The 16,885-nt window shown below is 45.3% G+C and carries 18 protein-coding genes; 12 read left to right on the plus strand and 6 right to left on the minus strand.

All coding sequences use genetic code 11. The annotated features are described in order from the left end of the window. Positions 1–31: 31 nt before the first annotated feature. The 4 genes from ABZR88_RS19110 to ABZR88_RS19125 all read right to left on the minus strand — a co-directional run bounded on the left by ABZR88_RS19110 (position 32) and on the right by ABZR88_RS19125 (position 3,831). A complete protein-coding gene (locus tag ABZR88_RS19110) occupies positions 32–811 on the minus strand; it encodes a succinate dehydrogenase cytochrome b subunit (RefSeq protein ID WP_107827557.1) in 780 nt (259 codons plus the stop codon). A gap of 394 nt (positions 812–1,205) precedes the next feature. After that, positions 1,206–1,739: a hypothetical protein gene (locus ABZR88_RS19115; RefSeq protein ID WP_107827558.1), complete on the minus strand. Its 534-nt coding sequence runs from the start codon at positions 1,737–1,739 to the stop codon at positions 1,206–1,208. Positions 1,740–1,796: 57 nt separating this feature from the next. Further along, a complete protein-coding gene (locus tag ABZR88_RS19120) occupies positions 1,797–3,542 on the minus strand; it encodes a S41 family peptidase (RefSeq protein WP_107827559.1) in 1,746 nt (581 codons plus the stop codon). Positions 3,543–3,615: 73 nt separating this feature from the next. Beyond that, positions 3,616–3,831, minus strand: coding sequence for a hypothetical protein (locus ABZR88_RS19125; RefSeq protein WP_107827560.1), 216 nt, complete (start codon positions 3,829–3,831; stop codon positions 3,616–3,618). 236 nt (positions 3,832–4,067) lie between these two features. Between ABZR88_RS19125 and ABZR88_RS19130 the strand changes: the two genes are divergently transcribed. Next, a complete protein-coding gene (locus ABZR88_RS19130) occupies positions 4,068–4,646 on the plus strand; it encodes a porin family protein (protein ID WP_107827561.1) in 579 nt (192 codons plus the stop codon). A gap of 282 nt (positions 4,647–4,928) precedes the next feature. On the opposite strand, the gene ABZR88_RS19135 is transcribed toward ABZR88_RS19130, so the two are convergent. Then, on the minus strand, positions 4,929–5,594 hold the full coding sequence (locus ABZR88_RS19135; protein WP_107827562.1) for an HAD family phosphatase: 666 nt from the start codon (positions 5,592–5,594) through the stop codon (positions 4,929–4,931). 137 nt (positions 5,595–5,731) lie between these two features. On the opposite strand from ABZR88_RS19135, the gene ABZR88_RS19140 reads away from it, so the two are divergent. The 6 genes from ABZR88_RS19140 (at position 5,732) to ABZR88_RS19165 (ending at position 10,363) form a co-directional block, all read left to right on the plus strand. Beyond that, positions 5,732–5,887: a lmo0937 family membrane protein gene (locus tag ABZR88_RS19140; protein ID WP_107827563.1), complete on the plus strand. Its 156-nt coding sequence runs from the start codon at positions 5,732–5,734 to the stop codon at positions 5,885–5,887. Positions 5,888–6,147: 260 nt separating this feature from the next. Then, positions 6,148–6,789 (plus strand): O-methyltransferase, encoded by a 642-nt coding sequence (locus ABZR88_RS19145; RefSeq protein WP_107827564.1) that lies wholly within the window; start codon positions 6,148–6,150, stop codon positions 6,787–6,789. A 3-nt stretch (positions 6,790–6,792) separates the two neighbouring features. Next, the gene (locus ABZR88_RS19150) at positions 6,793–7,326 is read left to right on the plus strand and encodes a glucosaminidase domain-containing protein (protein ID WP_107827565.1); all 534 of its coding nucleotides are present in this window, start codon (positions 6,793–6,795) and stop codon (positions 7,324–7,326) included. A 30-nt stretch (positions 7,327–7,356) separates the two neighbouring features. Next, positions 7,357–8,217 carry a glucosaminidase domain-containing protein gene (locus ABZR88_RS19155; protein ID WP_107827566.1) on the plus strand — a complete coding sequence of 287 codons (861 nt, stop codon included), beginning with the start codon at positions 7,357–7,359 and terminating at the stop codon, positions 8,215–8,217. A 251-nt stretch (positions 8,218–8,468) separates the two neighbouring features. Further along, positions 8,469–9,230: a hypothetical protein gene (locus ABZR88_RS19160; protein ID WP_107827567.1), complete on the plus strand. Its 762-nt coding sequence runs from the start codon at positions 8,469–8,471 to the stop codon at positions 9,228–9,230. Positions 9,231–9,334: 104 nt separating this feature from the next. Continuing rightward, positions 9,335–10,363: a DUF3078 domain-containing protein gene (locus ABZR88_RS19165; RefSeq protein ID WP_245917001.1), complete on the plus strand. Its 1,029-nt coding sequence runs from the start codon at positions 9,335–9,337 to the stop codon at positions 10,361–10,363. Between the two features lie 228 nt (positions 10,364–10,591). Here ABZR88_RS19165 and ABZR88_RS19170 read toward each other — a convergent pair whose 3' ends face one another. Beyond that, a complete protein-coding gene (locus ABZR88_RS19170) occupies positions 10,592–12,253 on the minus strand; it encodes a glutamine--tRNA ligase/YqeY domain fusion protein (RefSeq protein WP_107827568.1) in 1,662 nt (553 codons plus the stop codon). Positions 12,254–12,536: 283 nt separating this feature from the next. Between ABZR88_RS19170 and ABZR88_RS19175 the strand changes: the two genes are divergently transcribed. The 5 genes from ABZR88_RS19175 to ABZR88_RS19195 all read left to right on the plus strand — a co-directional run bounded on the left by ABZR88_RS19175 (position 12,537) and on the right by ABZR88_RS19195 (position 16,789). After that, complete coding sequence (locus tag ABZR88_RS19175) at positions 12,537–13,367, plus strand: FAD:protein FMN transferase (RefSeq protein WP_107827569.1); 831 nt, start codon at positions 12,537–12,539, stop codon at positions 13,365–13,367. A gap of 224 nt (positions 13,368–13,591) precedes the next feature. Continuing rightward, complete coding sequence (locus tag ABZR88_RS19180; RefSeq protein ID WP_369434699.1) at positions 13,592–13,897, plus strand: hypothetical protein; 306 nt, start codon at positions 13,592–13,594, stop codon at positions 13,895–13,897. Between the two features lie 23 nt (positions 13,898–13,920). Then, on the plus strand, positions 13,921–14,778 hold the full coding sequence (locus ABZR88_RS19185; RefSeq protein ID WP_146166490.1) for a hypothetical protein: 858 nt from the start codon (positions 13,921–13,923) through the stop codon (positions 14,776–14,778). Next, a complete protein-coding gene (locus ABZR88_RS19190; RefSeq protein WP_107827573.1) occupies positions 14,779–15,456 on the plus strand; it encodes a response regulator transcription factor in 678 nt (225 codons plus the stop codon). Between the two features lie 4 nt (positions 15,457–15,460). Further along, complete coding sequence (locus ABZR88_RS19195; RefSeq protein ID WP_107827574.1) at positions 15,461–16,789, plus strand: HAMP domain-containing sensor histidine kinase; 1,329 nt, start codon at positions 15,461–15,463, stop codon at positions 16,787–16,789. The last annotated feature ends 96 nt before the right edge of the window (positions 16,790–16,885 follow it).

Here is a 16,885-nt window from a genome sequence, read left to right on the forward strand (position 1 = left end):
CTTAATCTAACTCAATCAACTAATTACCAAACTATTTATTCATTAAAAAATACACTATCGGCATCAGCGCAAATCCCAATGGGATAATTACGGCAAACAGCCAGGTGCCAATAAATTCAACTATCGGCGTGTATTTGCGGTGCACCCAACCCAAACTGCGGAAAGCACTCTGGAAACCGTGCAGTAAGTGAAAAGCCAATGATACCATGGCAATTACATAAACCAGCACCAGAATAGGGTTATGGAAAGTTTCTGCCACTTTAGCACGCAGGTCTTTTACCCGAACAATCTCATAATTGCCCTCGGTAGTTGCAGAGTGCTCAAAAGCAGGATCCTGTGGCTGGAAATCAGTAACGGTACGCTGATTGCTCAGCACATCGGTACGGTATTCTTTATAGCCTACGTTGTGGGTGTACTTGTACTTGTACCAGAAATCGCCCATGTGGACAACAATGAATAACAACAGAATTGAACCCAACAGGCCCATGTTTTGTGAGCTCCATGATGTTGGCGACTTGGTAGTGGCCGCATACTTAACCGGGCGGGCCTTGCGGTTTCTGACAGTCAGAACTAACGCATACAATGCGTGGATTACAATACATGCATATAAAACGTATGCAATTACTTCAATCGGCGGAAAGTGCGTCAGGAAGTTGGCATACACGTTAAACGCATATCCATCGTTGTCTGAAAACAACTGAAGGTTACCTGCTAAGTGTACAATCAGGAAGGTACACAGAAACAAGCCCGTTAATGCCATGATGAGCTTTTTGCCCAGCGATGAGTTAAAGGTTTGTTTAATTTGGCTCATGAATAGTATGATTTATTTCGCGCAAAAATATTTATTATATGATGAATATAGAAACGGTTTATGGTTATTATTGGATTATTAGCTATTTAGAAACATTCTAAAAAGATTACGCGTTTTTGACAATGAAACCAAATCATGAGTTTATGTTTTGCCCGAAAAACAGGGGCTTAGTGTTTCGAGATCGGGGAAAAATGAGGCACAAAAGAAGAAACAACCTTTCTTACAAGGAAAAAATAGGCACAAAAGCCCAATTTATTGATCGCTGTTTTTAACGATTGTGAGGAACTTGAGATGTTTCCCCCGCAAATTAGCAACGCACAAGAGTACAAAAATTTGCAAACTGGCCCGGTTAAGCGCCTTCGCCACCTAATAATAGACAATCAAGCCTGAATACCTACCGGGCGTTGGGCTGGTGATATTGAGGCAAAAACTCATTGATATAAGCTACCAGATCTTTAGCATCTCGCCTCCCGCCCTTAATAACTTTCAAGGACCTGGTAATGTATGCAAAGAAAGATGCCGTCTGCTTATACGTAATATAATGACTTATGCCGTTGATCACAATAGCATAACCGGTCAACTTAGGATCTGGCTTTTTAATAGTATTATAAGGATAACTATCAACCGCCTGCTTCAATTTATTAAAAGCCAGTTGGCTTAGGGTAAACATTGTGTAGAAGTGATATTCAATCAACCATCTATCTTCTTCATTTAAACGCATAGATTTCTGCCCGTTTATTAAAGCAGAATCACCGCTGATATTCAGCCGTAACTTTTTAACGCTGACATATATAATATTTATGGGCTTCTCTTCTACTCCCAGGTGCTTTATCTCTATAAATTCAGGAACATCTTTCACCTTGTTTTGCTGTGCATAACCGCAACAACATCCTGCAACAAGAAGAATAATCACCAAGATAAATCTCATACCACAGAAAAGATTTAAGAACTAAGCCGATTATATAAGCGTTCCGCCAGGCCAATATCAATTATCGTCGTCTGAATCTTTTTTAGCATTTGCTATAGCCAGTTCCGGTTTACCTATTACCTTATAGCTACCCACACCTTTCAGAATGTTATCTACAAGTGCTTTGTCCTGCATGGTCTTTACGGCTTTGGCCAGCTCGTCATCGTGTCTGAAATTGTTTTCGTACCTGCCGCTTTCATAATAATAGCGCGCTACAATCTCGCTTTCCAGCACTTCCTTAATCTCTTCCTTATGCAGTTGTAGGTCATTCTTCTTACTGGCGAGTAATTTATTCTTCAGCGCATCATACTCGGCCTGAATCTGGCTGAGCGATTTATCTTTGTCGGCCTCAGTTTTTAGCGCGGTGAGCACTTTTTCTGTGGTGGTACTATAGGTGTAGTTTTTACCGGCAAGATATTTTACAAAGGCATCGTACTCACCATCGCTTAAAGTAAAAGTTTTTGCTGGCGCGATGGTAGCGTGTGCCGCCTTATATTTATTAGCATAATCAAAAATGAGCAGTTTGCCGATGAGGGTTTGGGTAATCTCTGCAAATTTTTCTTGTTTAACCGGAAGATCAGGGTAAACACCACTACCATCATATACGGAGCGACCATCTTTGGTTTTAAACTCGTGCATCATCGAGTCGGCCACTTTGCTCAGGCTACCGTCTTCTTTGCGGTGCGCGTAATCAATCTCCTGCACGCATCTGCCTGACGGAATAAAGTATTTGGCAATGGTAATTTTCACCAGGCTATTATAAGGCAGATTAAAAGTTTGTTGCACCAAACCTTTACCATAACTGCGCTGACCAATAACCACCGCGCGATCCAGATCTTGCAGTGCACCGGCAGTAATCTCCGACGCGGATGCCGAGCGCCCGTTTACCAACACCACCAGCGGCAGATCAGGCTCCATGGGGGTATTCTCGGTATGATAGGTGTAGTTTTTCTCTTTGATCTTTCCTTTTTGCGATACCACTTCTACCCCTTTTGGCACAAACAGGTTCACAATTTTTACAGCCTCCTGCAAAATTCCGCCGCCGTTTGAACGCAGATCCAGAATGATACCACTAGGGTTTTGCTTTTTCAGTGCAGCCAGGGCGTTGGTCACCTCTTCAGCAGAGTTTTCCAGGAATTTATCTAGCTTGATGTAACCCATGTTACCATCAACCATACCATAGTAACTTACATTAGGCTGTTTGATCTCCTCGCGCAGCAGACTTTTCTCTATCGGCTGCGGCGCACCCTCGCGCTGGATCAACAATTTAATGGAGGCACCTTTTGGACCTTTAAGCAGTTGACTTACCTGATCATTGTCTTTACCGTTCAGGTCAACATCGTTTATTTTCAGCAATTGATCGCCGGCACGTACATCTGCCTTTTGAGCGGGGAAGCCCTTGAATACGTCGGACACGTATACTTTCTTCTCGCGCACAAAAATACCGGCGCCAATACCACCGTATTGTGTGCTTACGTAGTGCAGCTTATAATCTTCAATCTCAGATTCGGGAACAAACTCGGTATAGGGATCAAGGCCGTCCAGCATGGCATCCACACCGTTCTTGATCATTTTGGCCGGGTTGATATCATCAACATAGTTGATGTTCACTTCTTTATATACCGATGTAAACACGTCCAGGTTTTTAGAGATCTGGAACAAATCATCGTCAAAGCTCCACAGGGTTAAGGCCATCGCGGCCACGCCTGCACCTATCAACCCAACACGTAAAAATCTTTTTGGAGTACTCGCTATCCTTTTCATTGTAGAGCGCCTTTATCGCGTAAAGATAAAGATACAAAAAAGCATAACGGTTTTATTAACCAGCAATAAAAGATTACAGGCGGTTGTTGTCGATATTAACCAACGCTTTCTTCAGGGTGAAAACCACGTATTTACGGTCGCGGTTAACCAATGTTTCCAGCTTGCTGATCAGGCCTTCTTCCTGCCCCTCGGTATACTGCAACTGCTCGTCGGTTAAATGGTTGTACTTGCGCTGAAGTTTGATCTTAACGCGCGGCCAGTCTTTATTGCTGATGCTGATCTCTGCCATTGTTTTAAAAAGGATACAATTTGTGTGCAAAAGTATAAAAAATATCAACCCCTCCCAACCTTCCCCGAAAGGGAGGATTTTTAAAAGATTAGCAACTATTAAAGTCAAAGCACCCTTTTCTGGGCAGATTTAGAGAGGGTGGCTTAAAAAACTGGCAAGACCTTTGTAATATCCCCGCTACAATAAATGGTTATAAAACCGAGTTTTATTGCCAAATTAATTTAACAATCTACATTATGAAAAAGATCTTATTAAGTATAGCAATGCTGGTGGCGGTAAGCATCAGCGCTAAAGCTCAGTTTAATTTAGGTATTAAGGGCGGGGTAAACTTCTCTAAAATTAATACCGACAATCTAAAAGAATCAACCACTACCGGTTACCAGGCGGGTTTGTTTGCCCGTTTTGGTGGCGCCGTTTACCTGCAGCCAGAGGTTTATGTAGGCAGTCGCGGCGGTAAGTTTCAAAACGATAACAATACTGTGAGCGGCAAGGTAACCTTTACCACCCTTAACGTGCCTTTATTATTAGGCGGCCGCGTAGTAGGTACCGATAAAGTGAACCTGCGTGTTATGGCTGGCCCGATCTACAGCTATAACATGAGCAAAAACCAAAGTTTCTCTGATAACTTTAACGGCGCCCTTGTTGATTTTGGCAACTACAAAAAAAGCACCCTGGGTTACCAGGCCGGTGCCGGTGTTGATATAGGCGCCATCACCGCCGACTTACGTTATGAAGGGGCATTGACCAAAATTAACGACAGCTACGGTCAGCGACCTAACCTATGGGCACTGAGTGTCGGCTTTAAATTTTTCTAAGAGGCCTCACCCTCCTCTCTTCTCCTAAGTAGTCCTTCGGACAAAGGAACGGGAGTTTAATAGAACAAGGAAGCCTGCTCAATTGAGCAGGCTTTCTTGTTCTATAGAAGATTGTCATTTCGAGCGAGCGAAGGGCAGGAATGTTGTGTTGCGCGACGAGAAATCTTATACGACTGCAAAGTGATTTACATTGCAAGTCGCCATATCGCACGTACAAGATTCCTCCTCACCCCATTACACAATCTCTTCAAGTTCGTTCGGAATGACAAGCTTTATGAAAGATCACACCAACTCATCAAAATACTCTCCCGTAAAATCCGCCGCAAAGTGCAGCACGTTGGGTAGGTATTTAAACTCATGCTCCTCGTGCGTAGTAGTTAAGATCACACACTTCATACCTGCGTTATTGGCTGCTTCGCCGCCTTTAGGCACATCTTCAAATACCAGGCAATCGGCAGGGTTTACCTGCAGCATGGCAGCTACTTTTAAATACGTTTCGGGGTGTGGTTTGCTGAGCAGGACATCATCTGCGCTAACAATGGCTTTGAAATAGTGGCGAATGTTCAGATTATCCAACACAAAATCAATATTAAAAGGAATGGCCGCTGAGCCGATAGCCATAGGGATGCCTGCCTGATGGGCTTTCTCTAAAAACTCCATTAAACCCGGCAATAGCGTCAGTTGCGGCAGGTACTCTTTTTGGTAACGTTTTTCTTTTTCTACCGATAGCGTTTCCATCTCGGCCTGGGTAAACCTGTCCGGACCGAACATGCGCACCAGCAACTCGGGGTTTTTACCGTACATATTTTGCTTCACCTCTTTCCAGGTGAAATTTCCGCCCAGCTCATCATTCAGCAAATGATACCATGCGCGACTGTGGAAATCCATATCGTTAATCATGGTGCCGTTAAGATCAAAAATGAGGGCTTTGGGAGTGGTAGTTGTCATGCTGCAAAAATGCAAAATTCAGGCGGGATGAGGTATCCCAATTACTCCGTTTTGAGTTAAAAACCAGAAATCGTTCAGTCTGGCACAGGGATTGTATTACTAGCGTGTATAATTATTTAACTAAAACACAATCTACCATGAGATCGCTATTGTATATCATCGCCGTTATCCTCATCATCGGATGGGCATTGGGCGTATTCATGTATTCAGCCACTGGACTTATACATGTACTGTTAGTTATTGCCATTATCGCATTCCTGCTGGGCTTGATCAGAAGATCGGCTGTAGTGTAAAAGGGCCTCACCCCTGCCCTCTCCAAAGGAGAGGGGGCTACAACAAACACCCGCTCCAGAGCAGGCGTTTGTTGTTTGCTATTAATACGTCATGCCGAACTTGTTTCGGCACCCCACATGCAAATCAATTTACCAGACTAACCTGGCATGTGGGATCCCGAAACAAGTTCGGGATGACGTTATATCGCCACCACCAACCATCCCGCGCCACCCATATTTTTTAAAATGCTTATCTTTGCCGCCGTTCAAAGTAAAACAGCATGTTAGAAATATTACCAGATGATCTGCAAGCCTACCTCGACACCCATGTGGATGCCGAGCCAGAGGCGCTGCAAAAGATCAACCGGGAAACATATCTGAAAGTGCTGAAACCGCACATGCTCTCGGGCCATTACCAGGGCCGTTTGCTGAGTATGCTGAGCAAAATAATGCAGCCAAAGCTGGCTTTAGAGATTGGCACCTTTACCGGTTATGCCACTATTTGCCTGGCCGAAGGGCTTACCGAAGATGGAATTATCCACACCATTGAGGTAAACCCGGAGATGGAAGAAATGCTGCTGCGCAACTTTCAATCCACAAATGTGGAAAAAAAGATCAGACTGCATATTGGCGCCGCAGAGGCCGTAATAGCCGATTTTGCCACCGAAGTATTTGATCTGGTGTTTATTGATGCCGATAAAAAGAATAATTTACTTTACTTTGAACTCATACTTGAAAAAGTAAGACCGGGAGGTTTAATTATAATTGATAATGTTTTGTGGAAAGGAAAGGTGTATGGCGACGCTAAAGACACCGATACCCAACTGATCCGCAAGCTCAATGAAAAAGTGGCCGCCGATGCCAGGGTAGAAAAATTAATACTGCCCGTGCGCGATGGCATACTGCTCATCAGAAAAAAGTAAATTATGAAGAAAACGTTACTGTTCCTATTCCTGTTAGGTTCAACCTTTGCTGCTTCAGCACAAGAAAAAAACACTTCGCAATCGTACATCGAGCAATTTAAAGAGAACGCCATAGCCCTAATGCACCAAAGCGGCATCCCAGCCAGCATTATTTTGGGTGTAGCCATGCACGAGAGCGGTTGCGGCAACAGCAACATAGCCCGCAAGCTGAACAACCAGTTTGGCATGAAGGGCAACACCACCAACGTTTACTACAAAAACAAAAAGAAGGTACGCACTGAATATAAAAAGTACGACTCGATCATGGAATCGTTCGAAGACTTTGCCCGGGTACTTACCGAGCGCAAAAAATTCAGTCGCCTGAGCGAGCTTGACCCGCTTGATTATACAGCTTGGGTAAAAGGCATCCAGCGCAGTGGCTATGCCGGCAGCCGTAAATGGGGTGCACAGGTTTTGGCTATTATTGAAAAATACAAGCTCAACCTGTTTGACAGCAAAACCGACAGTACAACTACTAAACTGGCGCAAGCTCAATAATAATTCACAAAAAAGCTTATGTTTGGCTCAATGACAGCCAGCAAATCTCAGCCATACTTACCGGGCCGTTGGGCTCTTGCTTTGTTGTTGCTATGGTGCCTGCAAGCTTGTACGCCTCACCGCAACACCATCTCTAATGGCGATGCCCGCCGTAACAACGCGCGCATACAAAAGCAAAACCGCGATGCCATTTCAAGCTATCCTACCTATAGCGTGCAGCAATATATAGATCGCTTTAAGCCTATAGCTGTGCAGGAAATGAACCTGTATGGCATCCCCGCCAGCATTACCCTGGCACAAGGGCTATTTGAAAGTGGCAACGGCAATGGCGAGCTTGCCCGCGTAGCCAACAACCACTTTGGCATTAAATGCACCAGCGACTGGAACGGTAAAAACTATTTTAAGGATGATGATGCGCATAACGAATGTTTCCGCGTGTATGATCATCCTGAGGATTCCTTCCGCGATCATTCTGAGTTTCTGAAACGCAAGCGCTACGCCAAGCTATTTGAACTGGACAAAAACGATTACGTAGGCTGGGCGCACGGGCTGAAAGATGCCGGTTACGCCACCAACCCCAAATATCCGGATCTGCTGATCGGTATCATCCAGCGTTATCATCTTGATCAGTATGATCGATCTGAAAGTGACATCCAAAAAATCAAACGTGAAGACCGTGTACTGGCACAGATAAACCAAAACATTGGTCAGGCAACCAAAGACTCGCTGACGAGATCAACCCCAGGCAACAATCTGTACACCGTTAAAACCGGCGATACGCTATTTAACATCTCTAAACGCTTCGGCTTATCTGTGGATGAGCTGAAAGCACTCAACAACATGGCCGATAACAATATTAAGATTGGTCAGCAATTGGTGGTGGCGAAGTAAGAATGCCGTCAATGCCATTGCAAGGAGCGAAACGATTTATCGAATCCCTTCCAACATGTCATGCTGAGGAACGAAGCATCTCTGAGGACAAGCAAATAGGACCATCCTCACAGATGCTTCGTTCCTCAGCATGACATGACCATCATCCCCCTTCACTCAAACAATTTTCACCTCCTCCATTAATCCAACCGTGTTAATATTTGTTAAATTGTAATAGCAAGCAACAGCTAACGTTTAGCTTTACACCCCGAATGAAGAAGCTCTGGTTATTTATCATAGTATTGATCACCTCCCTCCCCGCACTGGCGCAACAGCGCATGCTGGATGGCGTGGTGTATGATAAAAACACCAACGAGCGCATTGCCAAGGTAAACGTGCAGAACACGCGCACCAAAGAATCGGTTTACAACACGCTGAAAGCCGAGTTTAAGATCAGCGTACAGAATAATGACCAGCTGATTATTACCAAAACCGGCTATTTCCCAGATACGGTGCGTGTGCCCACGGGCAACAGTCTTATTGTTTACCTAAAGCCGACAGCCATTGCGCTTAAACAGGTAACCATTACCGACACGGCACAAACTCCGCAGAAAAGATACCTGGCTGTAAAAAAGGAATACAGCAAGGCTTATGGATCTAATGCTTACAGCGATATACTTACTTCTACTCCTGGCCTGGGCGCAGGTTTGAGTATAGACGCGATATGGAACTCCATTAGTAGAAGCGGCCGGAACGCTGCCCGCTTGCGCGAGGTAATTGAGCGCGATTATCATGAAGATATTATTAACTATCGCTTCAATAAAACTTTTGTGGCCAGCATTACCGGATTGAAAGATCCGCAATTATCAGACTTTATGATTAAGTACCGGCCGGGGTATTACCTGGTCACTACGGCCAATCAGTATGAATTTATTGCCTCCATCCGTACCAATCTGAAGCGATATCTGCGCAATCCGCATGTTTATGGTTTGCCAACTTTAATTACGCCGCAAGGCGGGCCGCCTATACCTTAGCAAACATTTTATCGTTATTGCGATAAGCAGCTGCGTATCAACATATACCTTCGGCTGCAAGCTTTTACTTCCACCTTTATGCTTTTTTGCTTTTCTTTGCCACTATGATACAACAAGCTACGCGCTCATTGCTCATCATCGCGTTTACCTGTCTATGGGCAACCGTTTTTGCCCAAAACGCCGATTCTGTAAGAACAGACAGCATTAAAATTGACACCAACCTGCTTAACCGCTACCGCATTGAACCGCGCCGGAATGCGCTGCCCGTACGTGTTAGGCCCCTGCAAGTACAAGAAGAACAGGTGCCAGTATCAATGTTGGATTATAAGGTTAATTACTGGCGCAAATGGGTGGTGATTGGGTTAAACCTTAATCAATCTGCCTTTAGTAATAACTGGGCCAGTGGTGGCGTAAGCTCGCTGGCTTTGGGTGGTAACTTTGATTACAAGACCGAATACAGCAAAGCCCCGTTTGATTATACCGGCGAATTGCTTGCACAATATGGCATGGTAGCCAACAAAGGTCAGGTTGCCCGGAAAACAAATGACCGCCTGTTTATTGATAACAAGATAGCCTCGCAACTATCTAAAAGCTGGTTTATCTTCGGTTCGGTAACTATTGAAACGCAGTTTGGTAATGGCTATCAATACGTAGATGGAGCCGGCGCTGCGCTGGCTAAACCATTGCTTATCTCTGAGTTTATGGCGCCCGGCTACGTTACCGAGTCATTCGGTATTGAGTATAAGCCAAACACGTCTTTCGATTTACGTATTGGTACCGGTACCGCCCGTCAAACCATTTTGCGTAATGATACCCTATACAAAAACATAGCGGCTAATTACGGCCTGGCCCCGGGCAAAACCTTCAAGAACGAACTGGCCTTTCAGGTGGTAGCCGTGTATGATAAAGACATTATGCCCAACCTGCATTTAAACACGCGTTACCAGGGTTTCATTCCTTACGGTCGTGGTATGATTAATATTGACCACCGTTTGGATGCTACGCTGATTGCCAAAGTAAACAGGCTTATCAATGTAAATGTGACCGGCACGGCATTGTTTGACAATGATCAGTCTAAAAAGATACAGGCTACGGAAGGTTTGGCACTGGGTGTGATTTATAAGTTTCCGTAAGGATGCACCAGGATATCTGAACCAGAATTCATTGAATTTTGGAGATTTACAGGATAGCTTTGTTTATGTCAGGTCATGCCGAACTTGTTTCGGCACCCCAACTGCTTAGCTTATCGTCAGGATTGTCCAGAGAGTTCCCGAAACAAGTTCGGGATGACTTAAAAAAAACAAAAGGCGCCTTACGGCGCCTTTCTTATAAATTCTAATATTTAGTCTCCAATCTTATTATCACCCTTTAAATCCCCAGCCATCTTTCAGGGTCACGGTGCGGTTAAACACCAGTTTGTCTGCGGTTGAGTGTTTATCCAGGGTAAAGTAGCCTTTGCGCATAAACTGGATGGCGGTGCCGGCTTCGGCATTCATCAGGTCGGGCTCAATGTAGGCTGTTTCGATGATCTGCAAGCTGTCTGGGTTCAGGTACTCTTTAAAATCGCCGTCTTCATTACTTGGATCTTCTACTTTGAACAGACGTTCATACTGGCGCACCTCGGCCGTTTTAGCGTGAGGCACACTCACCCAATGGATGGTGCCTTTTACGTTGATGCCGCTGGTGTCATTACCCGATTGCGACTCTGGAATATGCGTACAATGCACCTCGGTTACATTGCCATCGGCATCTTTCACAAAATCATGGCATTTAACAATATAAGCACCTTTTAAACGCACCATCAGACCAACACCCAGTCGGAAGAATTTCTTTGGTGGCACTTCCATAAAATCTTCACGCTCAATCCACACCTCACGGCTAAATGGAATATCGCGCTTACCATCGCCACCTTCGGCCTCCGGATTATTCTCGACGCTGAATATCTCGGTTTTATCTTCCGGATAATCAGTAATCACCAGTTTAATGGGATCGAGTACGGCCATACGGCGCCAGGCGCTTTTGTTCAGTTGCTCGCGCACGCAGAACTCCAGCAGGCTCAGGTCAATCATGTTCTCGCGCTTGGCCACGCCAATACGCTCGCAAAACTCACGAATGGCAGCAGCAGGATAACCACGGCGACGCATACCGCTGATGGTTGGCATGCGCGGATCGTCCCAATCCTCCACATGGCCTTCGTCTACCAGTTGCAGCAGCTTGCGCTTGCTCATTACGGTATAGGTCATGTTTAAACGGGCAAACTCGTACTGGTGCGAGTCAAACAAATCCAGCTTCTCTATAAACCAGTCATATAATGCACGATGCGGAATAAACTCCAGCGTACAAACCGAGTGGGTAATCTCTTCAATGGCATCACTCTGGCCGTGGGCAAAATCATACATCGGGTAAATGCACCATTTATCGCCGGTACGGTGGTGATGCGCGTGCCTGATACGATACATCAGCGGGTCGCGCAGGTGCATATTTGGTGATGCCAGATCAACCTTAGCGCGCAACACTTTCTCGCCATCAGCATATTTGCCGTCTTTCATTTCGGCAAACAGCTGCAGGTTTTCTTCAACACTGCGGTTACGATAGGCGTTGCCAACACCCGGCTCGGTTGGGGTACCTTTCTGCGCAGCAATTTCCTCGGCCGTACTGTCATCAACATAAGCCAGGCCTTTTTTAATCAGCTCAACGGCAAACTCATAAAGTTTATCGAAATAGTCAGACGCGTAAAGCTCCTCGGCCCAGTCAAACCCCAGCCATTTCACATCGGCTTTAATGCTATCTACATATTCTGTATCCTCTTTAACAGGGTTGGTGTCGTCAAAACGCAGGTTGGTTTTTCCACCGTATTTATTGGCCAATCCAAAGTTTAAGCAGATAGACTTGGCATGACCAATATGCAGGTACCCGTTAGGCTCTGGCGGGAAACGCGTTAACACACGGCCGCCATGCTTACCCTCGCGGATATCTTCTTCTACAATTTCTTCTATAAAGTTTAATGATCTTTCCTCGCTCATGAAAATATGTAACAGTGGCAACAAAAATAGGAAAAAAACCTCATCCCCACCCCCTCTCTAAAAGCGGAGGGGCTTTAAAGTTATTATCCAAAAGCTGGGAAAAGCCCTCTCCTTTTCAGAGGATCTAAGCAGGCATTCTTAATGAAGTTTTAATGAAGCCATAACATCGGCAGGGGCATTTCATCTCAATTTCATGATTACCACCTACTTTCGATATTGTTAGCGTATTGTTAACAGTGTTAAGGCAATAGCGGGGTGGTAATATTTACTTAATTATTTTGATATGCAGGCCGTTAAAAATTTAATCAGCAAGGCAGCAGTTCACCGCCACGAGGCGACATTGATGGGTACGCATTTTGAGCTGACGGTTGTGAGCACTGAAGCCGCCTGGGCTATTGAGCGTATTAACAGCGCCCTTGCCGAAATTAAACGGGTTGATAAGTTATTAACCACCCTGAGCGAAGACAGCCAGATTAATCGCATTAACCACAATGCCGGCGTTGCCCCCGTAAAAGTGAGCGGCGAGCTATTTAAACTGATCCAGCGCTCGCTCGAAATTGCCGAGCTTACTCAAGGCGCTTTTGATATTACTTACGGCACTAACTCTGGCTACGCTAATGTGATGCTGAGTGTTACAGAGCATACTGTGTTTCTGAAAAACAAAGGCATGCGCCTGTATTTTGGCGGTGTAGCTACAGGCTATGCGGCAGACCGTGCTAAATATGTAATGCAGATTGAAGGTGTTAGCAACGGTGTGATTAATGCTGGTGGCAGCCTGGTTACCTGGGGCATGCAGCCCGATGGTTCTGATTGGACCATTGCCAGTGCAGATCCTGAACAGTGCGAACAACCTTATGCCGATTACAGCATCAGCAATATGGCGATAGCTACTTCTGTAAACCGCCAGAATGAGCTGGCCGGTGGCGCCAAAAGCGTTTGCGTAATGAGCCCAAGTGCAGAGCTGGCAGGTGCACTTACTAACCCTATTATTATGCTTGGCGTTAGCGTAGGCACAGAACTGGTTAACCGGCTGCAGCAAATTGCCTGTGTATTTGTTGACGAGTATGACCAGGTATTTGCATCGCGCCACATGGTATTAAACGAAATTGTATAATCTGAGGCAGTTTGTACTGCCCTTTAAATATTCCCCTTTGTTATATAAAACAGGCAGCGCATCCGTAAGGTGCGCTGTTTTTACTTGCAAAGGCTTTGTAATAAAATTTTTTAACGTGTATTCATTAAGACGCAGCTACAAATTCTTTTCTTTGAGGAAAGAAATGACAGCGTCTGCTTATTGGCAAAATGGCCCGGTGTTTTAGGTATATAGTTTTGGTATTGGTGTTAACGCCATGCTTGCTGCTGGCCCAGCCCGGCCGTGCGCATGCAACTGGTGTTTTCACAATTCCGCCTGCATTAAATGGCGGCGCGGCTGATCATGCCCTGGTTGCTGATACCATCAAAACGCTTAAAAGCACCGCCAAAACAGACGGCAAGGTGAAAGAGGTGAACAAGGCCAAAAAACAGCCCAAGCCTGAAAAGGTTGACGACAACACCCCACCCAAACCAGATGCCAAGCCAAAACGTGAGCGCAGGCCTGACGGTATGGAAAGACCTCCTGAAATACCAAGAAGAAACGATAATTAATATATTTACAAAGCCGCCGATTAATGAAGTATCTTTCGACACTCTTATTTATCCTAACAGCATTGCACTGCAAAGCCGGCTATAAGCATTTGCTCATAGACGACGGCACAGACCGCACTATGGTGGCCGACACCGATACGCTGGTGCGCAAACAGTCTGTTTCTGTAGGCATTACCTATGGCAGCGATGTGGTTTTCTTTGGCCGTACCAGTACCCAGCGTTATCCTTTTTATACTGCCGATCTGATCTATAACTCTAAATCGGGCTTTTTTGCTTACAGCTCTGTCTGGAAGGTATCAGGCTCATATCCTAAACTGGATGAGGTTGATGTGGGCGGCGGTTACGTATATCATTTAACCAAGCGATCGTCCGGTTCTATCAGTTATACGCGTTTCTTTTTTAATCGCCAGGCACAGGTGATCAAATCGGCAGCCACTAACGATATCGACTTTAAGAATAGTTACGACTGGAAGTTTATCAAAACCAGCATTTCTTTTGATTACCTGTTTGGCAAAACGACAGACATCTTTCTGACGCCCAGCATCTCACGTAACATTGAAACCAGCTTTGGTATTTTTGATAACAAAGATTACCTGACGTTTAACCCGGGCGTGAGCATGATCATCGGTACGCAAAAGTTTGTGGAGAACTACACCAATGCCGATGGTGGATTGATTGGCATGATTGCACCTAATGATCATTACCCTAACCGCGATCTGAATGTGCTTAACTATAGCTTTAAATTACCCATTGCCTACAACAGGCCGCATTATACGTTTGAGGTAAGCCCCAAATACTCTATCCCTGTAAATGTGGATGGTAACATACGCAACCGTAAGGAGTTTTTTCTGAATCTGACTTTTTATTACTTGTTTTATTAAATGAACGTTCTGATTGTTGAAGATGAAAAGGCACTGGCCCGCGAACTGGAAATTTTTCTGAGCGGCAACAATTTCCTGTGCGAAACTTGTTACGATGGGGTATCGGCATCTGAAAAGATTGCCACCAATCAGTATGATTTTATTTTGATTGACCTGGGTTTGCCTGATTATGACGGGCTTGACCTGCTTAAAGAGGCTAAACGCGATAACCCCGAGGCCGCCTGCATCATTCTGACTGCCCGCGCCGAGGTGAACGACCGCATTACCGGCCTGGATATGGGCGCCGATGATTATCTGCCCAAACCCTTCTCATTAATGGAATTGCAAAGCCGCATGCAGGCTATCCTTCGAAGAAAATTCGGGCTGAAACATCACCTGGTACACTTGGGTAACTTTGTGGTAAACCTTACCGACAGGCATATTTCATACAACAATACCATCATCAGCGCGGTAACCAAAAAGGAGTTTGACCTGATTGCTTACATGATACTGCACAAAAACCGTACGTTAACCCGGCCGCAATTGAGCGAACATATTTGGGGCAGCGTGGTTAATGATGATTATGACAGCAATTATATTGATGCGCATATCAAAAACATCCGTAAAAAGCTGAACGTGTATGAATCGCCCGAGTGGTTGGAGACCGTGCGCGGCCTGGGCTACCGGATCAATTTGTAAGTGAGTGAAACTTCAAACCAAACTTACCTTATTTAACGCCGTATCTAAACTGGTGATAGTGCTGCTATTTGTGGCGCTGCTACCTACGCTTATCCAAAATATTAACCGAAATTACACCGATAACCGCCTGCGTAAACAGCAGGACAAGGTGATCCAGACCGTTCGCAAAAACGGCATCAAATACTACATTACTAACGATGAAGGCTACGGCAGCTACACCCTGCTCAAAGAGGAGTATGTGAGCATGGACATTGTGCCCTTTCATGACCGGCTGGACACCATCCGTAACGAACGCCGCATTGTTGAGGGAGATACCATACAGTACCGTATCTTGAGTCATACCTTCGTTATCGGTAAAAAGAACTACCTGCTGGAGATTGGCAAGAGCGTCAGCACCATTGCCGAAACCAGCGGTCCGCTGCAAAGCCTAGCCTTTGAGGTATTGCTGGGTATGATTCTGCTTACCATTCTGGCCGACTTATTCTACTCCAACTATGTACTGCGCCCGCTGGGACAGATCATCAAAACAAAGCTTGTCGGGGCCAAGTTTCCGCACTTTAAGAAGTATGAGAAGGTACAAACCTCCACATCCGACTTTGAGTACCTGGACAGCAGCATTAACCGCATGATGGAAACCATTGAGAGCACGTTCCAGAAAGAGCGTGAGTTCATCTCCAACGCATCGCACGAGTTGATGACGCCGATCTCTATCCTGCAATCAAAGATCGAGAACATGTTTTCGATCGAGGAGGTGAGCGATGAGCAGAAGATCCGCCTGCTGGAAATGCAGCGCATTCTTAACCGCCTTAAAAGTATTACCAAAACGCTACTGCTCATCTCACAGATAGAGAACGAGCAGTTCATCCGTGAGGATACGGTGCTGGTAACCGATCTGCTAAACGAGGTTTATGAAGAGATCTCCATCCGCCTGCAGGAGAAGAATCTCACTTTTGAGATAGATGTACCGTTCCACGTGCACCTGGTAAAAGTGAACAAGTTTTTACTGTTTAACCTGTTCTTTAACCTGGTTAACAATGCCATTAAATACAACGTAGAGAGCGGCTCCATCAAAATAACCGGCAGGCGCGAGAAGAACAACCTGATTATTGCAATAAGCGATACGGGCATTGGCATTAAGCAAGAACAGCTACCACACATCTTCAACCGCTTCAAAAAATTCCGCCAGTCCATGCAACAGGATAGCTTCGGGCTGGGCCTGCCTATTGTAAAGTCCATCACCGAATTTCACCACATCCGGGTAACCGTACTGTCTGAAGAAAAAGTGGGCAGTACGTTTGAGCTAAATTTCCCCGAAGAGATTATTGAGGGCTAGGTAGCGCTTCGCGCAGAGTATTAATGATTAACCTCCCATCATGTCAGGCAATGCGACAGGCTTGTCCTGAGAGTGGCCAAAACAAATTCGGATGAC

The organism is Mucilaginibacter yixingensis (assembly GCF_041080815.1).
Taxonomy (GTDB): Bacteria; Bacteroidota; Bacteroidia; order Sphingobacteriales; family Sphingobacteriaceae; genus Mucilaginibacter; species Mucilaginibacter yixingensis.